The organism is Dehalobacter sp. DCA, from assembly GCF_000305775.1.
GTDB classification, from domain to species: domain Bacteria; phylum Bacillota; class Desulfitobacteriia; order Desulfitobacteriales; family Syntrophobotulaceae; genus Dehalobacter; species Dehalobacter alkaniphilus.
Window position 1 is genome coordinate 93,817 of the sequence record NC_018866.1, and the last position, 19,406, is coordinate 113,222.

A 19,406-nucleotide genomic window follows, 5' to 3' on the forward strand; every position below is an offset into this window, starting at 1 on the left:
GAATGACCTATGTTACGCCTGAGCAGATCGAACGGGCCAAACAAATGGATCTGCTGACCTATCTAAAATATTATGAGCCGCAGGAGCTGGTGCACTTTTCCGGCAGCGTCTTTACGACACGAAGCCATGATAGCTTGAAGATCAGCAACGGAAAATGGTGCTGGTGGTCGCACAGCATCGGCGGGCGTTCCGCCCTGGATTACCTGGTTAAAGTGAGGGGCCTTTCCCTCCCCGAAGCGGTAATTCAAATAGACGGACAGGCCGCAATGTCGCCTATTCCGTCAAAAAAGCCGATATCCACCGAGCCGAAGAGGCTGCTTCTGCCGGAGAAAAACGAAAACAATGCCCAGGTAATTACCTACCTGACAGGTCGAGGTATCCACCGGGAGATCATCGACTACTGCATCCAAACTAAACGGTTGTATGAAAGTCGCAATTACCACAACGCGGTCTTTATCGGTCTTGATCGGCAAGGCATTCCCCGGTACGCATCGCTCCGGGGGACGTCCGCCAGGAGGTTTATGGGGGAAGCTAACGGAAGCGACAAGCATTTTTCCTTCTCCATTCCAGCAAGGAACAAATGCTGCAAGCTGCACGTATTTGAAAGTGCTGTTGACTTAATGTCCTACGGCACTTTGGAGCTGTTTTCAGGCAGGGACTGGCGAGAGGATTCCTGCCTGTCCCTTGCAGGCATTTACAAACCAAAAAAGGACATTGGGGAAAGCACCCCGCCTGCCGCTTTAATGCAATACCTGAAAGACTTCCCGCAAATTGACGGCATTGCCCTGCATTTGGACAACGACACTGCCGGACGACAGGCGTCAGAAACGATTCAAACCATTCTTCTGTCTAAATACACTATTTTTGACGATTCGCCAAAGCGCGGAAAGGATTATAACGACTATCTGAAAATGACCGTCATAAAGAATCCATTGCATGAGAGATAAAAATTTCAAACCACTTTTCCTTTACAATGTATACAAATACACTCTAATATGAAATAATATAGAGTGTATTTGTACTGCAAAGGAGGTGCATGATGGATAATATCGAAAAAATCCAAGAGATGCTCGCGCAAAACAATGGAATAATTACCACTACACAGATTACGGAGGCCAATATACCAAGGCATTATCTGAAGAAAATGCTGGTTATGGGGTTCCTGGCCAAGGTTGACAGGGGGATTTATATCAAGCCGGAAATGTGGGAAGATGAAATGTATATATTGCAGTACAAGTACAGCAGAGGCATTTTTTCTCACGAAACGGCCTTGTATATTCATGGCTTGACGGACAGGACACCCAAAAAATATACCATGACATTTCCCTATGGATATCATGTGCATTCTTTGAAAGAAGAAAATGTAGTAATCAAAAAATCCGTTCAGGATCTATACGAACTCGGGTTGACCAATGGCGTTTCGCCCTGTGGCAATCGGATATGTCTGTACGATGTGGAACGGACGCTTTGCGATATCGTTAAAGGCAATAACACCTGTGACATTCAGATTGTAAATCAGGCAATGAAGCAGTATGCCAAGATGCCGGGGAAGAATATTACGCAGCTTTTTGACTATGCCGAGAAAGTGCGGGTAAAGCCTAAAATACTGAACTATATGGAGGTTTTGCTATGAGAACGAACAATCCAATGCAATTGAAAGCATATATAAAAAAGATGGCCGCTGAAAAGAACATTTCCGCCCAGCTTATCATGCAGAACTACATGATGGAAAGGCTGTTGGAACGTATTTCTGTATCCAAATATCAATCTAATCTGATTTTAAAAGGCGGATTCTTGATTTCTGCCATTGTCGGGCTGGATACAAGGGCAACAATGGATTTGGATACCACAATAAAAGGATTTGACGTTAGCCATGATACTATCCGGAGAATTTTTGAGGAAATAAGCTCCATTCCCATTGAGGATGATGTCAAATTCGAAGTGCTGAATACATCCGATATCCGCGAAGGTGATGATTATCCAGGAATCAGAGTATCTTTGAGGGCCAATTATCCTCCACTGGCTGTTCCACTTTCCGTGGATGTTACGACCGGAGACAAAATCACTCCCAGAGAAATCGAATACTCTTTTAAACTTCTTTTTGATGACAGGACGATCATAATCATGGCGTACAATCTGGAAACGGTGCTCGCGGAAAAGCTGGAAACTGTAATAACCCGGGGAATTGCGAATACAAGACCAAGAGACTTTTATGATATTTACATTCTGTATCAGCTCAGAGGCCATGAATGCGATAAATCGGTGTTGAAAAGCGCTTTAGTGGAAACTGCTTCCAAACGAAAAAGCATTTCTATTATGTCAAATTACAAAACGGCGATGGAAAACATCGCCGCAAGTGAACAATTGAAAGGCTTCTGGAGAAAATACCAAACAGATTTTGACTATGCACAGGACATTGCTTTTACGGATGTCTGCCATACGATTAGCCAAATTTTCAAAGAAATTGGTTTTTGAGAGATACAAATAAACTCTAAATTGTTGAAGTTTAGAGTTTGTTTGTATTCTTTATATGCAATAAGAACATTAATCTATTCTGAATATTGGCAGTTAGATGAATTCCCTTGAATGTTATATATACAAAACAAAACCTACACAGGATATTTTCACGTGCAGGTTTTTTAAAGAGGCATGTTTCTTTGGATAATAATAGCATATCCATTAATGGAAAAAATTCGTGCATTATTTACTTCTTTAGTCTTGTTCTAAAAGCACCTATGTCTCTCTCGGTTAGCGTGTATTTAGAGTTCTCAAAGTTGAAATTAAGATCAAACGATTTTAATTTGCCGTTTCTGGCTTCAATATTTTGAATGATTTTAGCCATTGTCACATTTAAGAACAAAGATAAATCATCCTTAGAAAACTGTCCTACTTTAATAAGCATAAGGCACCCATTACTAGTATATTAGTATCTAAATTTGTCCGTGAAAAAAGAACAATATAAACAACGCCTATCTAATCAGGTATATATTCCATCAAGTCACCCGGCTGGCAGTTTAAATACTTACATAGTTTTTCAATAACATCTAAAGAGACATTTTGACCTTTGCTCATTTTTGCCTATGGTGGACGGAGAAAACCTTAAGGCAACTCTCAAGTTTTCGCGAGTCATATTCTTATCAATTAATATTTTCCATAAAGGGTTAAAAGTAAAAGGCATAGTATTTTTCTCCTTTCCAAAATTATAAAAGAAAATCTATAAGATATCAAAGAAAATCAAAGAAAATCTAAAACGTAGAATTGACCAAATATACAACTTGCAATAGAATATATTCGATATGTAGTAGATTAAAGAATTAATTTATTTGGGGGAAGAGTGTATGTCAATTTTAAGCCTTATTAACAATCATGATGAAAATCTAAATCAAATGATTAGAAACGAGGCTGAATACCACAAATATCTAGATGAGGCCGGTGATTCTTGGCACGAGTTAACAAAAACGGGTATCAGCCAGGAGCAAAAAGATTTAATAGAGAAGATAGAACGAGCTTCATTATGTATAGGGTCTGTTACCTCTGAGGTTTGCTATGAGAAGGGTTTCAAGGATGCCGTAAAGCTTATTATGAATCACTCGTATCCTAGTTGACCATAGTATCATTTCAATTCAGAATTGATTCAGAAATCACAATTTTATTTTTGTATACAGTTACCTGATTAACTGAAATGTTGATCGGGTTTTTTGTTCCCCATTTATCTTTGTAATCAAATATTTTGGTTTTTGGGAGTGCGAACGATGACCGATGGACTTTTCTTTTCGGTCGGTAATATCTGAAACCAACCGTAACTTTCATTCCAACACAAGACCTGTGTCTTGTGTTGCAGCAAGCACTGAATTTGGTCTCCCAAATTCGCTTGTTAGGGGATACCCCCTAAAACCCCAAAAAGAATACCGGGCTCGCGGGTATTCCTATTCCGTCTTGCTCGCGCTCTCATGTGCCCATGCACGGAACCATGAATGATGGCACATCAAAGCGCTCGCGGAGACCGGGCCGCCGTACTCTGAGTGAGTGACACTCCCCGTACAGCGGCCTTCTAATTACTAAATGAATGCTTAGTTATAAGGCGACGCCATTGGCTCCGCCTTTATGTTTTTTTCAAAAACAACATTTGATACGAAAGGGAGGAGAAGGTATGAGAAATTATGACACTGTAGAGCGTTGGCGTGACGAATACTACTGCAAATTACAGGACTGCAAAAAGGCAATGATGGATGACTATGCCTTATCTCAGGCCTACAACAATCACACATTCAGGGAGTTTATGGAACAGCTTATCGGGACGCATGGTTTGGAGCATGTGTCCCTTTTGCTGTCCAACACCATCAGGGAAGCTCCGTGGGACGGGCGCTATTCGGGCGAGATTAAAGCATGGGCAAACCGCTATCCGGCAATTCAACCAGCACCTGCAGAACAGAAAGAGCCGATGCGCATTTTTGCCCTGTCTCTGTATGAGCATCCCGTCATTCTAAATCAGGCGGCGCGGATTGCTATGCAAAAAGAAAAAGAGCTTGCCCATCCCAAACATAAGGAGCCGGAGAGATGAGAAGACGCAACATTCGTGTTCAGGTGTGGCTCAACAAAGAAGAGAAAACAAAACTTCAAGCTAATGCCAAAAAAACAGGGCTTTCCAAAGAAACCTATCTGCGCACCCTAATAAACGGCTATGTGCCCAAAGAGCTTCCTCCGCCCGACTACTACGTCATAATGAGGGAGCTTCACGCCATCGGCGGCAACCTGAATCAGATTGCGGCAAAGGCAAATGCCACAGGTCATATCGACAGGACTGTGTTTCAGTATGAATCCAATCGGCTCCGCAAGGTCGTGCTGGATATTCAGGCTGCGGTCACGTCGCCGCAAAAGCTGGAGTGAACTATGGCGGCAACAGCGATATGGGATGTGACAGACCGGCTTGATCGGGTAATAAACTATGCCGCAAATCCCAACAAAACCGAGAACCTGGATTTTGCAAGCCCAAATTTTCAGAGCTTGCTGAATGTGCTGGAATACACCGCACGCGACGACAAGACCGAAAAGCAGTTTTATGTTGACGGCATCAACTGTGATCCGGCCATTGCCTATGTGCAGATGTCGCAGACCAAGCTGCAATTCCAGAAAACGGACGGCATTCTTGCCTTTCACGGCTACCAGTCCTTTGCGCCAGGGGAAGCCAGCCCCGAAACCGCCCATGCCATCGGCGTAAAGTTGGCGCAGGAGCTTTGGGGCGGACGCTTTGAGGTTATCGTTTCCACCCATTTGGATAAAAACCACCTGCACAACCATTTCGTACTCAATTCCGTATCTTTTGCGGACGGGATGCGGTATTACGACAACAAGGCCACCTATGCCCTCATGCGACAGGCATCCGACCGGCTGTGCAGAGAATACTCTCTGTCCGTCATTGAAAACCCGCAAGAGGGTAAATCCAAACATTACGCCGAGTGGGAAGCCGAGAAAGAAGGCAAACCAACCTGGCGGGGACTCATCCGTGAGGATGTGGACGAGGCAATCTCCGCATCCATGACCTTCAGCCAGTTTATTTCCACTCTTAGAAATCAGGGTTACGAAGTAAAGACGGGCGTGAAATATATAGCGGTGCGTCCGCAGGGGAAGGAACGGTTTGTCCGGCTGAAGACCATTGGGGAGGATTATACCGAGGAAATCATCAAGCAACGGATACTTAAGAACCGTACCCCGAAGCGGCAGGAAGTTCTGCCGGAGCCGAAACGAAAACGCTATATCGCCAGAAGCAGGCCCAATCCTAAAAAGGCTAGAAAACTCAAAGGCTTGCGGGCGTTATACTTTCACTACCTATATAAGATGGGCATTTTGCCGAAACAATCTGCGTCCAACAAACGGACGCATTTTTTATTGCGCGAGGACATCCGGCACATGGAGGAACTGACTGCTCAAACAAAGCTGCTATGTATCCACCGGATTGAGAACAAAGAGCAGCTTTCCACCCATCAGTCCAAGCTGGAGCAAGAAATGACAGCCTTATCCGGCGACCGTAAATCTCTTTACCACCGCCTGCGCCGATGCAAAGACGATTCGCAGGTTGCGGACTGCAAACAGCAGATTGCGGGACTTTCCAAGAAGCTGTCTCTGCTTGGGAAGGAGGTGAAACTTTGCACGGGCATCCTGTCCCGTTCCGAGGTAATGAAGAAGAAATTGTCCCGGATAAGCCTTGAGGAAAACGAGCTAAGAAGGGAGGAAAAGGAATATGAACAGCGGAGCCGACGCAGCAGACCAAATCGTCAATATGAGTCTTAAAGGGATTGAAGTATTTGCCAAAATCTCGGGCGAAGGTGCTAAAAACCTTGCCACCTACCTGTATGCCGTCCTGAAGGACCAGAAAAAAACCAAAGGTAAAACTCGTCTGGAGGGGCTTTTGCGGAGTGGCAAGGAGCTAAAAGTCTTTGCGGTCAAAAACGATGATTTACAAAAGTTTTGTCAGGAAGCCAAACGCTACGGCGTTCTATACTGCGCCCTGAGGGACAAAAAGAGCCTGGACGGGATGTGCGATATCATGGTGCGGGCGGAGGACGCTTCCAAGATCAACCGCATTGTGGAAAGATTTAAGCTGGCCACCGTGGATACGGCAAGCATCAAGAGTGAAATCGAGAAAACTAAAGCCGCCCGAGAATCCCGTATTGAGCCTGCCGTCAAAGTTACTCCAGCCGAGAAAAGCACCGAGGATTTTTTGAATGAGCTGATGTCAAAACCGGCTCAACAAGAAAAAACCGCAGAACCGGTTGGAAACCCAAACCCCACGACGGCGACGACGGAGAAATCCCGTCCGTCCGAGCCTATCTCCGAGCGCAGCGGGAAAGCCGCCGAGGGTGTTGAGCCGCCAAGAGAATCCGTCCGCGGAGAACTGCGGAAAATCAAGGACGCTCAAAAGGAACAGGCGGCAAGACCTAAGCGCGAACCAGTCAAAGAACAAGCCCAAGCCGTGAAGCAGAACGCCAAGCCAAAGAGGCGAAAATCAAAATCTCCAAAATTAAAACCGAAAGAGAGGTAAGTCTTGATGAGTACTTATGACGACCTGTTCAGGCCGGAAAATGAACAGCCTATCCCCGGAAACGGCCTGCCTTTTGACAAAGAGGCATGGAAGCAGCAGAAACAGGAACAGCGGGAATTGGTTTATTCCATAATCGACGATGCGGCGGGAACCGTAGCGCAGGACGGTGTTGCTTACCAAAAATATCTAGATTTGCAAAGCCGCTTTGACCGTTACAGCGTGGCCAACGTTCTTTTAATCCTTGCGCAGAAGCCGGATGCTACCCGAATTGCGGATTTTGATACATGGAAGGAGCAAGGCATTTTCATCCGCAAAAAGGAAAGCGGCTTTTATATCCTGGAGCCGGGCGATGAATATCAGCGCGAAGACGGTTCCGTGGGCATCAGCTACAATCCGAAAAAGATGTTTGACATTTCCCAGACAGGAAACCGCAAAAGGCAAGACCCTGCGCTAGTTTCGGATGAGCGCACCCGCCTAAAGGCCCTGATGGAACACGCGCTCGTGCCGATTCGAATCAGCGATGCTCTGCCGGAAGGTGTTAACGCCTTGTACTATCCGGAAGTAAGGGAAATCCAAATCAGGAGGGGAATGGATGCAGGCAATATCTTTCGAACTCTGTCCCAGGAGCTTGCCCATGCGGAAATGGATACGGGAAACGAAAATTACAGCCGAACTGATCATGCCTTCCACGCCTACTCTGTGTCCTATATGCTCTGCAGGCAGTACGGCGTAGATACGGGCGAATACCGCTTTGGTCGCGCTCCGGAAATGCTGAAGGGCATGAATGCACAGGAAATCCGCGCCGAGCTTTCTGTCATAAGGGAAGCTGCCGGTGAAATTTGCGGCAGGATGAACCGGATGCTGGCGCAGCAGAGAGAGCATTTACGGAAGGAACCAGTACGTTAGGAGGAATGTGGCATGAAAGATGAGGAACGGGCACTCACCCTTGACACTTACGAACACGGCATAGTAGTGAATGCCTTAAATGAACTCAGGAACGACCTGATTAAAGAAGAACGTCCGACCGATGCAGTGGACGAACTGCTACTTAAAACAATTGACGCTCCAACAAAAAGGCTGAAAAGCAGAAAACAAGATGAAGCGCGCTGATACCGCAAAGAGTGAATTCATACTCTTTGCGGTTTTTTTAATTCCTGTTGTGTGGGCAGCTCTACTGATTGCTCCTGCCTTATCGGGAGGGCTTCCCGAGATTCTTGCCAAGCTCACTGCGGCAATGAATAGTCCTTTTGATATTGAGTGGGTAAAGGATACGCCCAAATGCATTCTACTGTTTATAGCCGCCTATGGTCTTGGCATCGGAATTTACCTTTCCACTAAACGCAATTACCGGCGAAGGGAGGAACACGGTAGCGCCCGCTGGGGAGGGGCGGCGGCTGTCAACAAAAAATACAGGAATAACGACCGACACAGGAATAAAATCCTGACACAGAATGTCCGCATCGGTCTGGACGGCAGAAAACACAAAAGAAATATAAACGTGCTGGTGGTAGGCGGCTCCGGCTCAGGCAAGACCCGCTTTTACGCGAAGCCCAATGTTATGCAGGCCAACACCTCGTTTGTCGTGCTCGACCCCAAGGGCGAAATCCTGCGGGACTCGGGAAATTTACTGAAAGCAAAGGGCTATGAAATCAAGGTACTTGATCTTATCAACCTGCACCTTTCGTATTGCTACAACCCTTTTGCCTATTTGCAGGACGACAAGGATGTGCTCAAGCTGGTGACTAACCTGATCCGCAATACCACGCCCAAAGGCTCCAATACCAACGATCCCTTTTGGGAACGCTCTGAAACCGCGCTGCTGGAAGCTTTAATCCTATACTTGCTGTACGAAGCGCCGCCGGAAGAACAGAATTTCCCGATGGTCATGGAATTGATCGCCGCTGCCGAAGTCCGGGAGGAGGACGAGGAATACCAAAGCCCGCTTGACGAGTTGTTTGAACGGCTGGAAATGCGCGAACCGGAGCACCTGGCGATCAAGCAGTACAACATCTTCAAGCTGGCGGCGGGCAAAACAGCAAAATCAATTCTGATCAGCCTGGGTGTCCGCTTAGAGAAGTTTAACCTTGCCTCCATAGCCGGGATTACCGCCACGGACGAATTGGAGCTGCCGTTCATCGGAGAGCGCAAAACAGCGCTTTTTGCCGTAATACCCGACAACGATTCGTCCTTTAATTTCATTGTCGGAATGCTTTATACGCAGCTATTCCAGCAGCTCTATTTCCTTGCCGACCACGTGTACGACGGGCGGCTTCCAGTTCATGTTCATTTTGTGATGGATGAATTCAGCAATGTCGCCCTGCCGGACGAGTTTGACAAGCTGCTTTCCACCGTACGTTCCCGGGAGATTAGCGTGTCCATCATCCTGCAAAATCTGGCGCAGCTGAAAGCCCTGTTCAAAGATACCTGGGAGTCCATTGTCGGCAACTGCGACGAGTTTTTATATTTAGGAGGCAACGAGCAATCTACACATAAGTATGTGTCCGAGCTTTTAGGAAAGGAAACCATCGACGTAAACAGTTACGGACAGAGCCGGGGCAGGAACGGTAGCTACTCTACCAATTACCAGTTGTCGGGGCGCGAGCTTCTGACTCCCGACGAAGTACGGATGCTGGACAACCGCTATGCCCTGCTGTTCATCCGGGGCGAACGGGCAGTTATGGACGACAAATACAATATTCTCAAACATCCCAATTTAAAGCTGACAGTTGACGGCGGCGGTGAGCCGTACCGGCATGGAGGTACGGAAAACGCTCTGGACTGGAAAACCACAACCTTAAACGAAGAAGGCGATTACGAGCTTCTCTCTGAGGAAGAACTCGAAACCCTGTTGCAATCCTAAAAAATATCTGGAGGTATTATCTTTTGAAAATGTCTAAAAAATAAAAAGGACGATTGCTGTTTATAGCGTACTCGTGCTAATAATTGCCCTCTTTCCCTTATCCGTTTATGCGACAAATGATCCGCTAACCGTCGTCAACAACTTGTCCGATTTTATCTTCGGATTGATCCGCGCCATCGGGATGATCCTGCTAGGCTTCGGCATTGTGCAAATTGGCCTTTCCCTCAAATCTCATGACCCGTCCCAGCGGGCAAACGGCTTTCTGACCCTGGCGGGCGGTGTGATTATTACCTTTGCCAAAGAGATTCTGACTCTTATTACAGGCGGATGAAGCGTCACACGTTTAAGGGGAACAGACGAAGAAAAAGCCTGTTCCCCCAATGTACTTAAGGAGGTGATTACGCTGTGTCAAGCGGCAACTGGGTAATCGACAATCTGAATATCGCCCTGCAAACATGGAACGAAAAGCTGGTGGAGATTTTCCAAATAATCTCCCAATCGCCCACGGAATTTAAAGGCGGCGGTATCTGGAACGTCATCGTAAATATTCACGGCGCGCTGCAGGCCATCGGTCTTGCCCTGCTGGTACTGTTTTTTGTCATCGGCGTGGCCAAGACCTGCGGCAGCTTTGCGGAAGTCAAAAAGCCGGAACACGCCCTGAAGCTTTTCATCCGGTTCGCCCTGGCCAAAGCCGTCGTAACCTACGGGCTGGATCTGATGATGGCGCTCTTCAACATTGTGCAGGGGATTATCTCTACCATCATGAGCAGTGCCGGCTTCGGGACGGCTGACCAATCCGTCCTGCCGGAACCTATCGTCCAAGCGATTCAGAACTGTGGATTTTTCGAGAGCATCCCCTTATGGGCCGTGACGCTGATCGGCGGCCTGTTTATCACGGTGCTGTCTTTCATTATGATCATGACGGTGTACGGCAGGTTTTTTAAACTCTATTTATACACCGCCATTGCCCCCGTGCCTTTGTCCTCTTTTGCAGGGGAGCCGAGCCAGAGCATTGGCGTATCTTTTTTAAAAGGCTATGCCGCCACCTGCCTGGAAGGGGCGATTATTGTCCTAGCCTGTATTATTTTTTCCGTTTTTGCGTCCTCCCCGCCGGTGGTGGATACCAGCGCCAGCGCCGTGACCATGGTATGGTCCTACGTCGGGGAACTGATTTTTAATATGCTGGTGCTGGTCGGCGCGGTGAAAATGGCCGACCGCGTGGTGCGGGAGATGATGGGACTGTAAGGCTGTCAAGTATTGATGTCCTCATTATACCGGCTCTCCTTCAGCTCCCGTCTGCACCGGATTTTCTTGCGGATGCTTACAATCCAGCTCAATAAGACAAGACCGATCAGCACATACCAGATGCCCATGGCGAGGGCTTCATTATTATGAAGCCAATCCGTGAAGAAAAGCGGCACGACAAAGGCATAAAGCAGGGGAATACCCAACCGGAAAAACGACGCGATTTTAAACAGGAAATTTAACACGAACATCAACAAAAATATGCAGATCGATACGTACAACATCAATTAACCCTCCTTTTCTGATTCCATTATGACGCAGTAAGGAAAAAAATGGAAGGGTATTGCGCTGATTAAGACAAAAGGAGGTACCGGGATGAAAAAGGAAAGCTTAAACGAAAAGTTGGAAAAAGAAAAGGAAAAACTCCATAAACTTGGGGATGAAGCCATGAAAAAGGGTATCCCCCTCAGGGAGGACGAGGCTTTTATGTCTCAGAACCGCAAGGTTGACGAATTGGTATTTAAGATCCAAAAAGAGAAAGAAAAGCACAAAGAAAACCGGCAGGAACGATAAAAATTCTGATAGCGCTTTATTTAGGTGCTATTTTTTATTTGGAGGCGATTGAATTTTGGAAGTCAAAATCAACCGGGAAATCCGGGATTACACGGAAAGCTTGTTCTTTGGACTGTCCATGCGGCAGTTCGTTTTTTCTGTCTTGGCTGTCACTATTGCCGTTGGCATATACTTCGGCCTGCGGAATTTATTGGGCACGGAAACTGTGAGCTGGGTGTGCATTTTGGGGGCGTTTCCGTTTGCGGCGTTGGGGTTTATCAAATACCACGGCATGACGGCTGAGCAGTTTTTATGGGCGTATATCAAATCGGAGTTTCTCATACCCAAAAAGCTGACCTTTTATCCGACGAATGTGTATTACGAAGCATTGAAACAGAACATTCAAAACCGCGAAAAGGAGGAATGGAAACGCCATGATTAAGACTTTGCAAAAAATCATGAAGCAGGATAAAGAAAGGTTTGTCGTACCCAAAGGCATCCAGCAGGCCATCCCTGTCCGTGCCATCTGGCCGGATGGGATATTTCGGGTGGGCAACAAGTTTTCCAAATCCTTTCGCTTTGAGGACATTAACTACGCGGTGGCGTCTAAAGAAGATAAGGAAGCGATGTTTCTCTCCTATTCGGAGCTTCTCAATTCCTTTGACAGCGGAGCGACCACCAAAATTACCATCAACAACCGCCGCTTAAACAAAGCGGACTTTGAAAGCTCCATCCTGATCCCGCTAATGGAGGATGGGCTGGACGAATACCGCAGGGAATACAACCAGATGCTTTTGGATAAAGCCACGGGTTCTAACAGTATTGTGCAGGATAAATATGTAACTGTATCGGTGCTGAAAAAGAACGTTGAGGAAGCGCGGAACTATTTTTCCCGCATCGGCACCGACCTGATCACCCATTTTTCCCATCTGGGTTCTAAGTGCGTGGAATTGGATGCGATCGACCGACTGCGCATCCTGCACGATTTTTTCCGTTCCGGTGAGGAAACGGATTTTCATTTCGACTTTTCCGAAATGATGAGAAAAGGGCACGACTTTAAGGACTATATCTGCCCAGACACCTTTGAATTTGAAAAAGACCACTTCCGCATGGGGAATAAATACGGGCGCGTCATCTTCCTGCGGGAATATGCCAGCTACATCAAGGATAGCATGGTGTCCGAGCTATGCGACTTAAACCGAAGTATGATGCTGTCTTTGGATATCATCCCCATTCCCACGGACGAAGCCGTGCGAGAAGTGGAAAACAGGCTGCTCGGCGTAGAAACCAATATCACCAACTGGCAAAGGCGGCAGAATCAGAGCAACAATTATTCCGCTGTGGTTCCCTACGATATGGAGCAACAGCGCAAAGAAAGCAAGGAATTCCTCGACGACCTGACAACCCGTGATCAAAGGATGATGTTTGCTGTCCTGACGATGGTGCACATTGCGGACAGCAAGGAACAACTGGATAGCGACACCGAAACTCTGCTTACCACCGTACGGAAGCACCTTTGTCAATTTTCCACGCTGACTTTCCAGCAGATGGACGGATTGAACACGGCGCTGCCCTACGGACTGCGGAGAATCGAAGCCATCCGGACGCTGACCACCGAAAGTACGGCGGTGTTTATTCCTTTCCGAGCGCAGGAAATCTCTCAGAATGGGGGCATTTACTACGGGCAGAACGTTATCAGTAAAAACATGATTATCGCCAACCGCAAGCTGCTTTTAAACGGCAACAGCTTCATTTTGGGCGTATCCGGCTCCGGCAAGAGCTTCACCGCCAAACGGGAAATCGTCAATCAGATTCTGTCCAGTGATGACGATATTATCCTGATTGATCCAGAACGCGAATATTCCTCCCTTGTCAAAGCGATGGGCGGCGAGATCATCCATATTTCCGCGACCTCCCCGAACCACATCAACGCCATGGACATGAACCGGGATTACGGTGACGGCGCAAACCCCGTCATTCTGAAATCCGAATTTGTCTTGTCCCTGTGTGAGCAGTTAATCGGCGGCCAAAACCTAGGTGCCAAGCAGAAATCCCTGATTGACCGCTGCACCGCGAGCGTGTACCGGAAGTACCTGCAAAGCAATTTCCAGGGAATTACGCCCACCTTGCAGGATTTTCACGCAGAGCTCATAAAGCAGGACGAATCAGAAGCGCAGGAAATTGCTCTGGCGATTGAGTTGTTCACCAGCGGCAGTCTGAACACCTTCGCCAAACCGACCAATGTGGACGTGAACAACCGCCTGATTTGTTACGACATCCTTGACCTCGGCAAGCAGCTGCTCCCCATAGGAATGCTGGTGGTGCTGGACAGTATCCTGAACCGTATTACGCAGAACCGGGCAAAAGGCAAAAACACCTTCATCATCATTGATGAAATCTATCTGCTGTTCCAACATGAGTATTCCGCCAATTTTCTTTTTACCCTGTGGAAGCGCGTCCGGAAATACGGGGCGTTTTGCACTGGCATCACGCAGAATGTGGACGATCTTTTGCAGAGCCACACGGCAAGAACAATGCTTGCGAATTCTGAGTTTATTGTCATGCTCAATCAGGCTTCTACAGACAGAATGGAGCTTGCCAGGCTCTTAAATATTTCCGACCTTCAGTTAAGCTACATCACCAACGTGGATGCGGGGAACGGTCTGATTAAGGTGGGAAGCTCCCTTGTACCCTTCGCCGATCAATTCCCGCGCAACACCAAGCTCTACCGCTTGATGACCACAAAACCGGGGGAACAGGCGGAAGTCTAACCCTATAAGCTAAGGCGAAAGGCTGGGCAAATAAACGGACGACTTTTTCCATCATTATTGAGGAGGAAAAGACAATGGAAAATATTCGGTTTGCCAACAAAGAGCATGAGGCTTTTTATTTCAATATGCTCGCAGCGGCAGGCAATACCGATGTGTACCACAGGGCGTTTTTCTACACGATGGGAATCAGTGCGGAAACAAGGAACCATATCCGTTCCTTGTTTAACTTTGAGGAGAATTGTATCCGGCCACAAAACCTTGTGGCGGCTTGGCAGACAGGCGGCACTACCCGATTGTGCCGTCTGGCCTTTAACCTTTGGAACGGGTGGACGGAGGACGAAAAAGAGAAATACTCAACACCTTATGAACTGTTTGACTGTCGCTTTGCGCCGTACTTTTTTGAAGCAATCCCGCTACGTTATCCCGAATATTGCAGGAGCCTAGAGCATCCAATGCCGCATTTTTCCACAAAGGAACGGTAATTTTGCAGGAAAAACTTGAGTTCACTTGCGGAAGGAGGTACGCGCTTTGAAAGAAATCAAAATCAAATCGACTATCAAGGACATTAAAGCGCTGGATAAAGTCACGGATGTATCCCACAGAATGAAAAATGCCTATATCCGCACCAAAGATCAGGCGAAACAGAACGGGCAAAACGATGATTGCAATTATGTGGACAATGCAGGGGATAGAGTACAAAGTGGCACGAAAACCATTACCCGAAAAGCGGGATATACTACGGGAAACTACGGCAAAAATACGGTTCGAAAAATCAGAAAACGCCGGATGGGGAATACAGATGCTTCATATTCTGGTGCTTTAAGTGGGAATCAGGCGCGGCATATCTCTAAAAGTGAAACCAGCAATCCAAGGATAGAGCAGAAATTTGTTCAGAGCAAAGCAATGCAGACGTCAAATCAAAAAGCCGCTCAAGCTCAGGCGAAACAAGCGGCTGAAAGAAAAATTGCGCAGACTGTCCAAAACCCTGTTTTCCAACGGGTAGAAAAAGCAGCTGCGCAGATCGGCAATACCTCCGGCCAAACAGGGCGTACGATTAAGCGATCTGCCGAAGTCGGTGAAAAAACTGTAAAGGAAGCAGCTAAAGGTACGATTAAAGCGGTGCAAAGAACAGTCAAAACCGCTGAGCACAGTGCAAAGACTGCCATTAAGACCTCACAGTCGGCGGCAAAAAGCGCCTCCAAAACCGCACAAGCCACCAAAAGGGCGGTACAAGCAGCGCGGGCGGCAGCGAGAGTAGCAGCTGTTTCGGCAAAAACGGTGGCAAAGTCAATGGCGGCCACAATTAAAGCGATCATTGCAGCATTGAAGAGCCTGATTACAATGATTACCGCAGGCGGCTGGGCGGCGGTTGTTGTTATCTTGCTGGTATGCCTGGTGGGGCTTATGTCAGGCTCAGTTTTCGGGGTTTTCTTTTCCAATGAAGATATCAGTAAGAACACGCCGGTTATGACGGAGACCGTCAGCCGTCTGAACGGAGAATTTGCGACAAAACTTGATCAGATAGAGAAGGAAAACCCGCATGACACGCTGGATTTATCCAACAACGATAGTAGCAATATGGTCAGTAACTGGCGGGACATACTGGCGGTTTACGCGGTAAAAGTGGCCTCTGATCCGGAAAATGGCATTGAAGTTGCCACCCTTGACGACACAAAAGTTGGGATCCTGCGGAATATTTTTTGGGATATGAACAAAATCGACTACTGGCTAGAAACGATTGAGCATGAGGGAACGGCAACCACCACAGACAAGGACGGTAACACAAGCGAAGAAACGGTTACCAGCACCGAGACAGTCTTGCATATTCATGTCACCTCTAAATCTTATTCGAACATGATCGTCGAATACAATTTCAATCCGCAGCAAGCGGGAATGTTGAACGAGCTTATGCAGGATAAATACCAGCAGCTATTTATGAGGCTTATCGGCAGCTATACGGATATTACCCTTTCCCCGCAGGAAATTGCGGCTATTACGCAAAACCTGCCGGAAGATTTGGATGAACAACGGAAAAACACTGTGCTGGCTGCTTATTCCCTTCTTGGCAAAGTAAACTATTTTTGGGGCGGCAAATCCACAGTTATCGGCTGGGACAGCCGGTGGGGAACACTTACCAAGGTAACAGCCGAGGGAAGTCCTACCACCGGAACAGTACGGCCTTTCGGATTGGACTGCTCGGGCTATGTGGCATGGGTGTTTGCCAATGCTACGGAAAATTCAGATGTCGCGGATAGAATCGGATTCGGTACCTCCAGTCAGTATACTGCCTGTACTGCGGTAAGTTGGAATCAGGCACAGCCGGGAGATCTGGCGTTTTATTCCGATTTAAGCCATGTGGGCATAGTTGTAGGCAAGCAAAACGGAGAGCTGTTGATTGCCAATTGCAATGCCAGACAGAACAATGTAGCGGTAAGCAGTGTTTCCGGTGCAAGTTCATCAGGCTTCTATACAATTGGCAGACCAAAGTTTTTTGGAAAGTAAAGGCGGGTGATTATCACGAATTGCCAATCAAAAAGTTCAGCCTGTTTTCTGGACAATATTTTGTCCGGTAGGATAAAAACAGAAATAGCTTTTCAGCCAATTTGGGATTTGCAGAAAATGAAGGTATTCGGTTTTGAAGCATTAGCCCGATGGGAAAATCTTAGGCCGGATGAAGTTTTTTTAGAGGCTGCCCAAAATAATTTAGTGCTGGAATTGGAAACTTTGATTTTGGCGAAAATATGCCGGATCGGAAAAAGTACTAAAGGAAAGACGTTTATTAACGTTCATCCAAGCTTGCCCGATCCTTATTTTTGGGAATGTTTAAAAGGTCAAAATGTGATTTTAGAAATAACGGAATCGGATACAATTTGCTTTCCTGCTTTAAATATCCTAAGAGACTTAGGGTTTACTTTGGCTTTAGATGATTTTGGTACCGGTTCGGCAACATTAGAATCTTTGTGCCTTGTCGAGCCTGAATATATTAAGCTTGATAAAAGTCTCATCCAATCAAAGAATGTTGCAAGCCGTGATAGCTTGATTACGGCTTTTGTTGGACATGCTACAAGGCTGGATACCAAGGTGATTGTTGAAGGCATAGAAAACCGTGGACAATTGCAGGCGGCAAGGATAAATGGTTCTCACTATGGACAAGGTTACTTCCTCGGAAAACCTGAAATTATTTGGAAAAGGTGATTGTAACGGGGAATAAGTAGAAGATGCTCTCTCCCTGTTGCAAAATATTCTATCGTGGCAAAAACAAAGAAAAACTATATTTACCGGTTTCTAAAATTATAAATTAAGGAGTGTTTTTTTTGAGAAAGGTATTTTTCATTTTGGGTTTAGTTATCGCTTTAGGAAGTGGCATAGGCCTTTATTTTTATATGGATTATGCAAAAGGTTTGATTCCTGTGGTTTATGCCGCCACAAATATTACTGAAGATACCGTTATAAGCGCACAGCAATTAAAAGTTAAAAGTGTTCCAAGGGAAAGTGTGCCTTCAGGAGTTGCAGCAAGTATCAACCAGGTAGTAAATAAGTCTCTTAATTGGCCTTTAAAAGAAGGCGATCCGGTGCGGTTGGATAAGATAGAACAAAACACGAAGGCGGAGGTTGAGAATTCGCGATTAATCGCCTTCAAAACAGATTACAACGGATCCATTGCCGGTCTCGCCAAATACGGACAAACCGTCGACCTTGTTTTAACTCTTGACCCGAAACAAACAGGCAATTTATCGCTTGCAGGATATATTATCACTGATTTATTTATTGAAGCGACTGCTGATTCATCGGGGAAGATATTATCTTCTGCAGATATCCCGAATTTAAATAAATCAACATCTGTTGTGAGTTTATCAGGCAGTGAGCAAACAACCGGTATCCCGACAGAAATAATAGCAAAGGTTACGCCTAAACAGTTTTTAGTAATAAAACAAGCCGAAACAATGGGAACTATTTCATTGGGGCAGCGCGATAAGAATGCTAAGGATCTATACAACATAAACAGTGTTATCGAAAATTCACAGATGAATATTGGCAAAGATTTTATTGTTTCATTGCTTCAGCTTCAAAAGTAAATGTTATTGGAGGAAATCTTATGGCTGATGAAAATAAAGCGGTTAATGAGCAGGTGAAGAAAATAATCGCGTTGTGGAGTGTGTGCAGTGTTGGAAAGTCGACACTTGCATGCAATCTTGCCCGAAAACTGGCAAAGGAAACAAACTTCAAAATAGGGTTGTTGGATTTTTCGTTAATAACGCCCTGTCTCCACTTTTTTTTAGATCTGGAAGATAAAGAAAGCTCGATTGAATATATCCTTAAGTCTTGGCAGGATAATTATTCTTATCACGAGTTACTTAAGGAAAACGCCCACATAAATAAGAACCTTCCAAATTTATTATGTTGGACGGGATTAATGAAAAAACCTGAATTGATAGATAAACTTGGGGATATTCAAGCTCGTACAATAATCTCTGAGTTGTCCGATCTCGTAGATATTCTCTTTATTGACGTACAAAGCGATACGCTGATTATTCCTACCGACGTAGCGCTTAAAGCAGCAACAGATGTTTTGGTTGTTGTTGACCAAAACAGAAACACGATTGAGAACACCGCTAAATGGCTTAACAATTTGCATGCCCGAAATATGGAAATAAGTAAATTCAAACTGATCATAAACCAATATTCAAATAAGGTACTGTACACGAAAAATAAAATTGAGAGCAATCTCGCGCTGCCCTTGCTTGGGACAATACCGTGTGTTTCCAAGGTAAATTATGATAACTCTACTGTTTCGTTGATTCCATTATTAAAATACGGCAAGTTTGATAAATCAATTGGAGATATTTTGTTACAGCTTCATTTGTATAAAGCGGTAAAAAAACACCGTATATTTTTTACCGCACCGCGCTTGGGGAGTTCGCGCTGATGCAGAATTCGA

The 19,406-nt window shown here is 46.0% G+C and carries 23 protein-coding genes; 21 read left to right on the forward strand and 2 right to left on the reverse strand.

All coding sequences use genetic code 11. The features are described 5' to 3' along the window. Nucleotides 1-2 precede the first annotated feature (2 nt). From DHBDCA_RS00425 to DHBDCA_RS00435, 3 genes are all read left to right on the forward strand, one after another. Complete coding sequence (locus DHBDCA_RS00425; RefSeq protein WP_015042155.1) at nucleotides 3-947, forward strand: DUF3991 and TOPRIM domain-containing protein; 945 nt, start codon at nucleotides 3-5, stop codon at nucleotides 945-947. 89 nt (nucleotides 948-1,036) lie between these two features. Continuing rightward, entirely contained in the window at nucleotides 1,037-1,633 is a 597-nt protein-coding gene (locus DHBDCA_RS00430; protein WP_242824934.1) for a type IV toxin-antitoxin system AbiEi family antitoxin domain-containing protein, read from the forward strand. Beyond that, on the forward strand, nucleotides 1,630-2,475 hold the full coding sequence (locus tag DHBDCA_RS00435) for a nucleotidyl transferase AbiEii/AbiGii toxin family protein (RefSeq protein WP_015042157.1): 846 nt from the start codon (nucleotides 1,630-1,632) through the stop codon (nucleotides 2,473-2,475). The genes DHBDCA_RS00430 and DHBDCA_RS00435 overlap by 4 nt, the downstream gene beginning before the upstream one ends. Nucleotides 2,476-2,973: 498 nt before the next feature. On the opposite strand, the gene DHBDCA_RS15935 is transcribed toward DHBDCA_RS00435, so the two are convergent. Then, nucleotides 2,974-3,072, reverse strand: a complete 99-nt coding sequence (locus tag DHBDCA_RS15935) for a helix-turn-helix domain-containing protein (protein WP_343217387.1) — start codon at nucleotides 3,070-3,072, stop codon at nucleotides 2,974-2,976. A 266-nt stretch (nucleotides 3,073-3,338) separates the two neighbouring features. Here DHBDCA_RS15935 and DHBDCA_RS00445 point away from each other — a divergent pair, with 266 nt between their 5' ends. The 10 genes from DHBDCA_RS00445 to DHBDCA_RS00490 all read left to right on the forward strand — a co-directional run bounded on the left by DHBDCA_RS00445 (nucleotide 3,339) and on the right by DHBDCA_RS00490 (nucleotide 11,144). Further along, nucleotides 3,339-3,605, forward strand: a complete 267-nt coding sequence (locus DHBDCA_RS00445) for a DUF6809 family protein (RefSeq protein ID WP_041226320.1) — start codon at nucleotides 3,339-3,341, stop codon at nucleotides 3,603-3,605. A 545-nt stretch (nucleotides 3,606-4,150) separates the two neighbouring features. After that, nucleotides 4,151-4,561: a DUF3849 domain-containing protein gene (locus DHBDCA_RS00450; RefSeq protein ID WP_015042159.1), complete on the forward strand. Its 411-nt coding sequence runs from the start codon at nucleotides 4,151-4,153 to the stop codon at nucleotides 4,559-4,561. Further along, entirely contained in the window at nucleotides 4,558-4,887 is a 330-nt protein-coding gene (mobC, locus tag DHBDCA_RS00455; protein WP_015042160.1) for a plasmid mobilization protein, read from the forward strand. Before DHBDCA_RS00450 ends, mobC begins: the two co-directional genes overlap by 4 nt. A 3-nt stretch (nucleotides 4,888-4,890) precedes the next feature. Then, a complete protein-coding gene (locus DHBDCA_RS00460; protein WP_015042161.1) occupies nucleotides 4,891-6,288 on the forward strand; it encodes a relaxase/mobilization nuclease domain-containing protein in 1,398 nt (465 codons plus the stop codon). Then, on the forward strand, nucleotides 6,239-7,039 hold the full coding sequence (locus DHBDCA_RS00465) for a DUF3801 domain-containing protein (RefSeq protein WP_015042162.1): 801 nt from the start codon (nucleotides 6,239-6,241) through the stop codon (nucleotides 7,037-7,039). Before DHBDCA_RS00460 ends, DHBDCA_RS00465 begins: the two co-directional genes overlap by 50 nt. 6 nt (nucleotides 7,040-7,045) lie before the next feature. Next, the gene (locus DHBDCA_RS00470; RefSeq protein ID WP_015042163.1) at nucleotides 7,046-7,945 is read left to right on the forward strand and encodes a hypothetical protein; all 900 of its coding nucleotides are present in this window, start codon (nucleotides 7,046-7,048) and stop codon (nucleotides 7,943-7,945) included. Between the two features lie 12 nt (nucleotides 7,946-7,957). Next, a complete protein-coding gene (locus tag DHBDCA_RS00475) occupies nucleotides 7,958-8,149 on the forward strand; it encodes a hypothetical protein (RefSeq protein WP_015042164.1) in 192 nt (63 codons plus the stop codon). Further along, complete coding sequence (locus tag DHBDCA_RS00480; RefSeq protein ID WP_015042165.1) at nucleotides 8,136-9,899, forward strand: VirD4-like conjugal transfer protein, CD1115 family; 1,764 nt, start codon at nucleotides 8,136-8,138, stop codon at nucleotides 9,897-9,899. Before DHBDCA_RS00475 ends, DHBDCA_RS00480 begins: the two co-directional genes overlap by 14 nt. Nucleotides 9,900-9,951: 52 nt before the next feature. Then, nucleotides 9,952-10,230, forward strand: a complete 279-nt coding sequence (locus tag DHBDCA_RS00485; RefSeq protein WP_242824997.1) for a glutamyl-tRNA amidotransferase — start codon at nucleotides 9,952-9,954, stop codon at nucleotides 10,228-10,230. 74 nt (nucleotides 10,231-10,304) lie between these two features. Beyond that, on the forward strand, nucleotides 10,305-11,144 hold the full coding sequence (locus DHBDCA_RS00490) for a hypothetical protein (RefSeq protein ID WP_015042167.1): 840 nt from the start codon (nucleotides 10,305-10,307) through the stop codon (nucleotides 11,142-11,144). 5 nt (nucleotides 11,145-11,149) lie between these two features. On the opposite strand, the gene DHBDCA_RS00495 is transcribed toward DHBDCA_RS00490, so the two are convergent. Further along, the gene (locus DHBDCA_RS00495) at nucleotides 11,150-11,428 is read right to left on the reverse strand and encodes a hypothetical protein (protein WP_015042168.1); all 279 of its coding nucleotides are present in this window, start codon (nucleotides 11,426-11,428) and stop codon (nucleotides 11,150-11,152) included. Between the two features lie 91 nt (nucleotides 11,429-11,519). Between DHBDCA_RS00495 and DHBDCA_RS00500 the strand changes: the two genes are divergently transcribed. From DHBDCA_RS00500 to DHBDCA_RS00535, 8 genes are all read left to right on the forward strand, one after another. After that, the gene (locus DHBDCA_RS00500; protein ID WP_015042169.1) at nucleotides 11,520-11,717 is read left to right on the forward strand and encodes a hypothetical protein; all 198 of its coding nucleotides are present in this window, start codon (nucleotides 11,520-11,522) and stop codon (nucleotides 11,715-11,717) included. A gap of 55 nt (nucleotides 11,718-11,772) precedes the next feature. Continuing rightward, nucleotides 11,773-12,138, forward strand: a complete 366-nt coding sequence (locus tag DHBDCA_RS00505; protein ID WP_015042170.1) for a PrgI family protein — start codon at nucleotides 11,773-11,775, stop codon at nucleotides 12,136-12,138. After that, nucleotides 12,131-14,467 carry a VirB4-like conjugal transfer ATPase, CD1110 family gene (locus tag DHBDCA_RS00510; protein WP_015042171.1) on the forward strand — a complete coding sequence of 779 codons (2,337 nt, stop codon included), beginning with the start codon at nucleotides 12,131-12,133 and terminating at the stop codon, nucleotides 14,465-14,467. Before DHBDCA_RS00505 ends, DHBDCA_RS00510 begins: the two co-directional genes overlap by 8 nt. A 74-nt stretch (nucleotides 14,468-14,541) precedes the next feature. Continuing rightward, a complete protein-coding gene (locus DHBDCA_RS00515) occupies nucleotides 14,542-14,949 on the forward strand; it encodes a DUF6075 family protein (protein ID WP_015042172.1) in 408 nt (135 codons plus the stop codon). 46 nt (nucleotides 14,950-14,995) lie between these two features. Beyond that, nucleotides 14,996-16,969, forward strand: coding sequence for a C40 family peptidase (locus DHBDCA_RS00520; RefSeq protein WP_015042173.1), 1,974 nt, complete (start codon nucleotides 14,996-14,998; stop codon nucleotides 16,967-16,969). A 6-nt stretch (nucleotides 16,970-16,975) separates the two neighbouring features. After that, entirely contained in the window at nucleotides 16,976-17,662 is a 687-nt protein-coding gene (locus DHBDCA_RS00525) for an EAL domain-containing protein (protein ID WP_015042174.1), read from the forward strand. Between the two features lie 110 nt (nucleotides 17,663-17,772). Continuing rightward, nucleotides 17,773-18,543 carry an SAF domain-containing protein gene (locus DHBDCA_RS00530; protein ID WP_242824935.1) on the forward strand — a complete coding sequence of 257 codons (771 nt, stop codon included), beginning with the start codon at nucleotides 17,773-17,775 and terminating at the stop codon, nucleotides 18,541-18,543. A gap of 20 nt (nucleotides 18,544-18,563) precedes the next feature. Further along, nucleotides 18,564-19,394, forward strand: a complete 831-nt coding sequence (locus tag DHBDCA_RS00535) for an AAA family ATPase (protein WP_015042176.1) — start codon at nucleotides 18,564-18,566, stop codon at nucleotides 19,392-19,394. The last annotated feature ends 12 nt before the right edge of the window (nucleotides 19,395-19,406 follow it).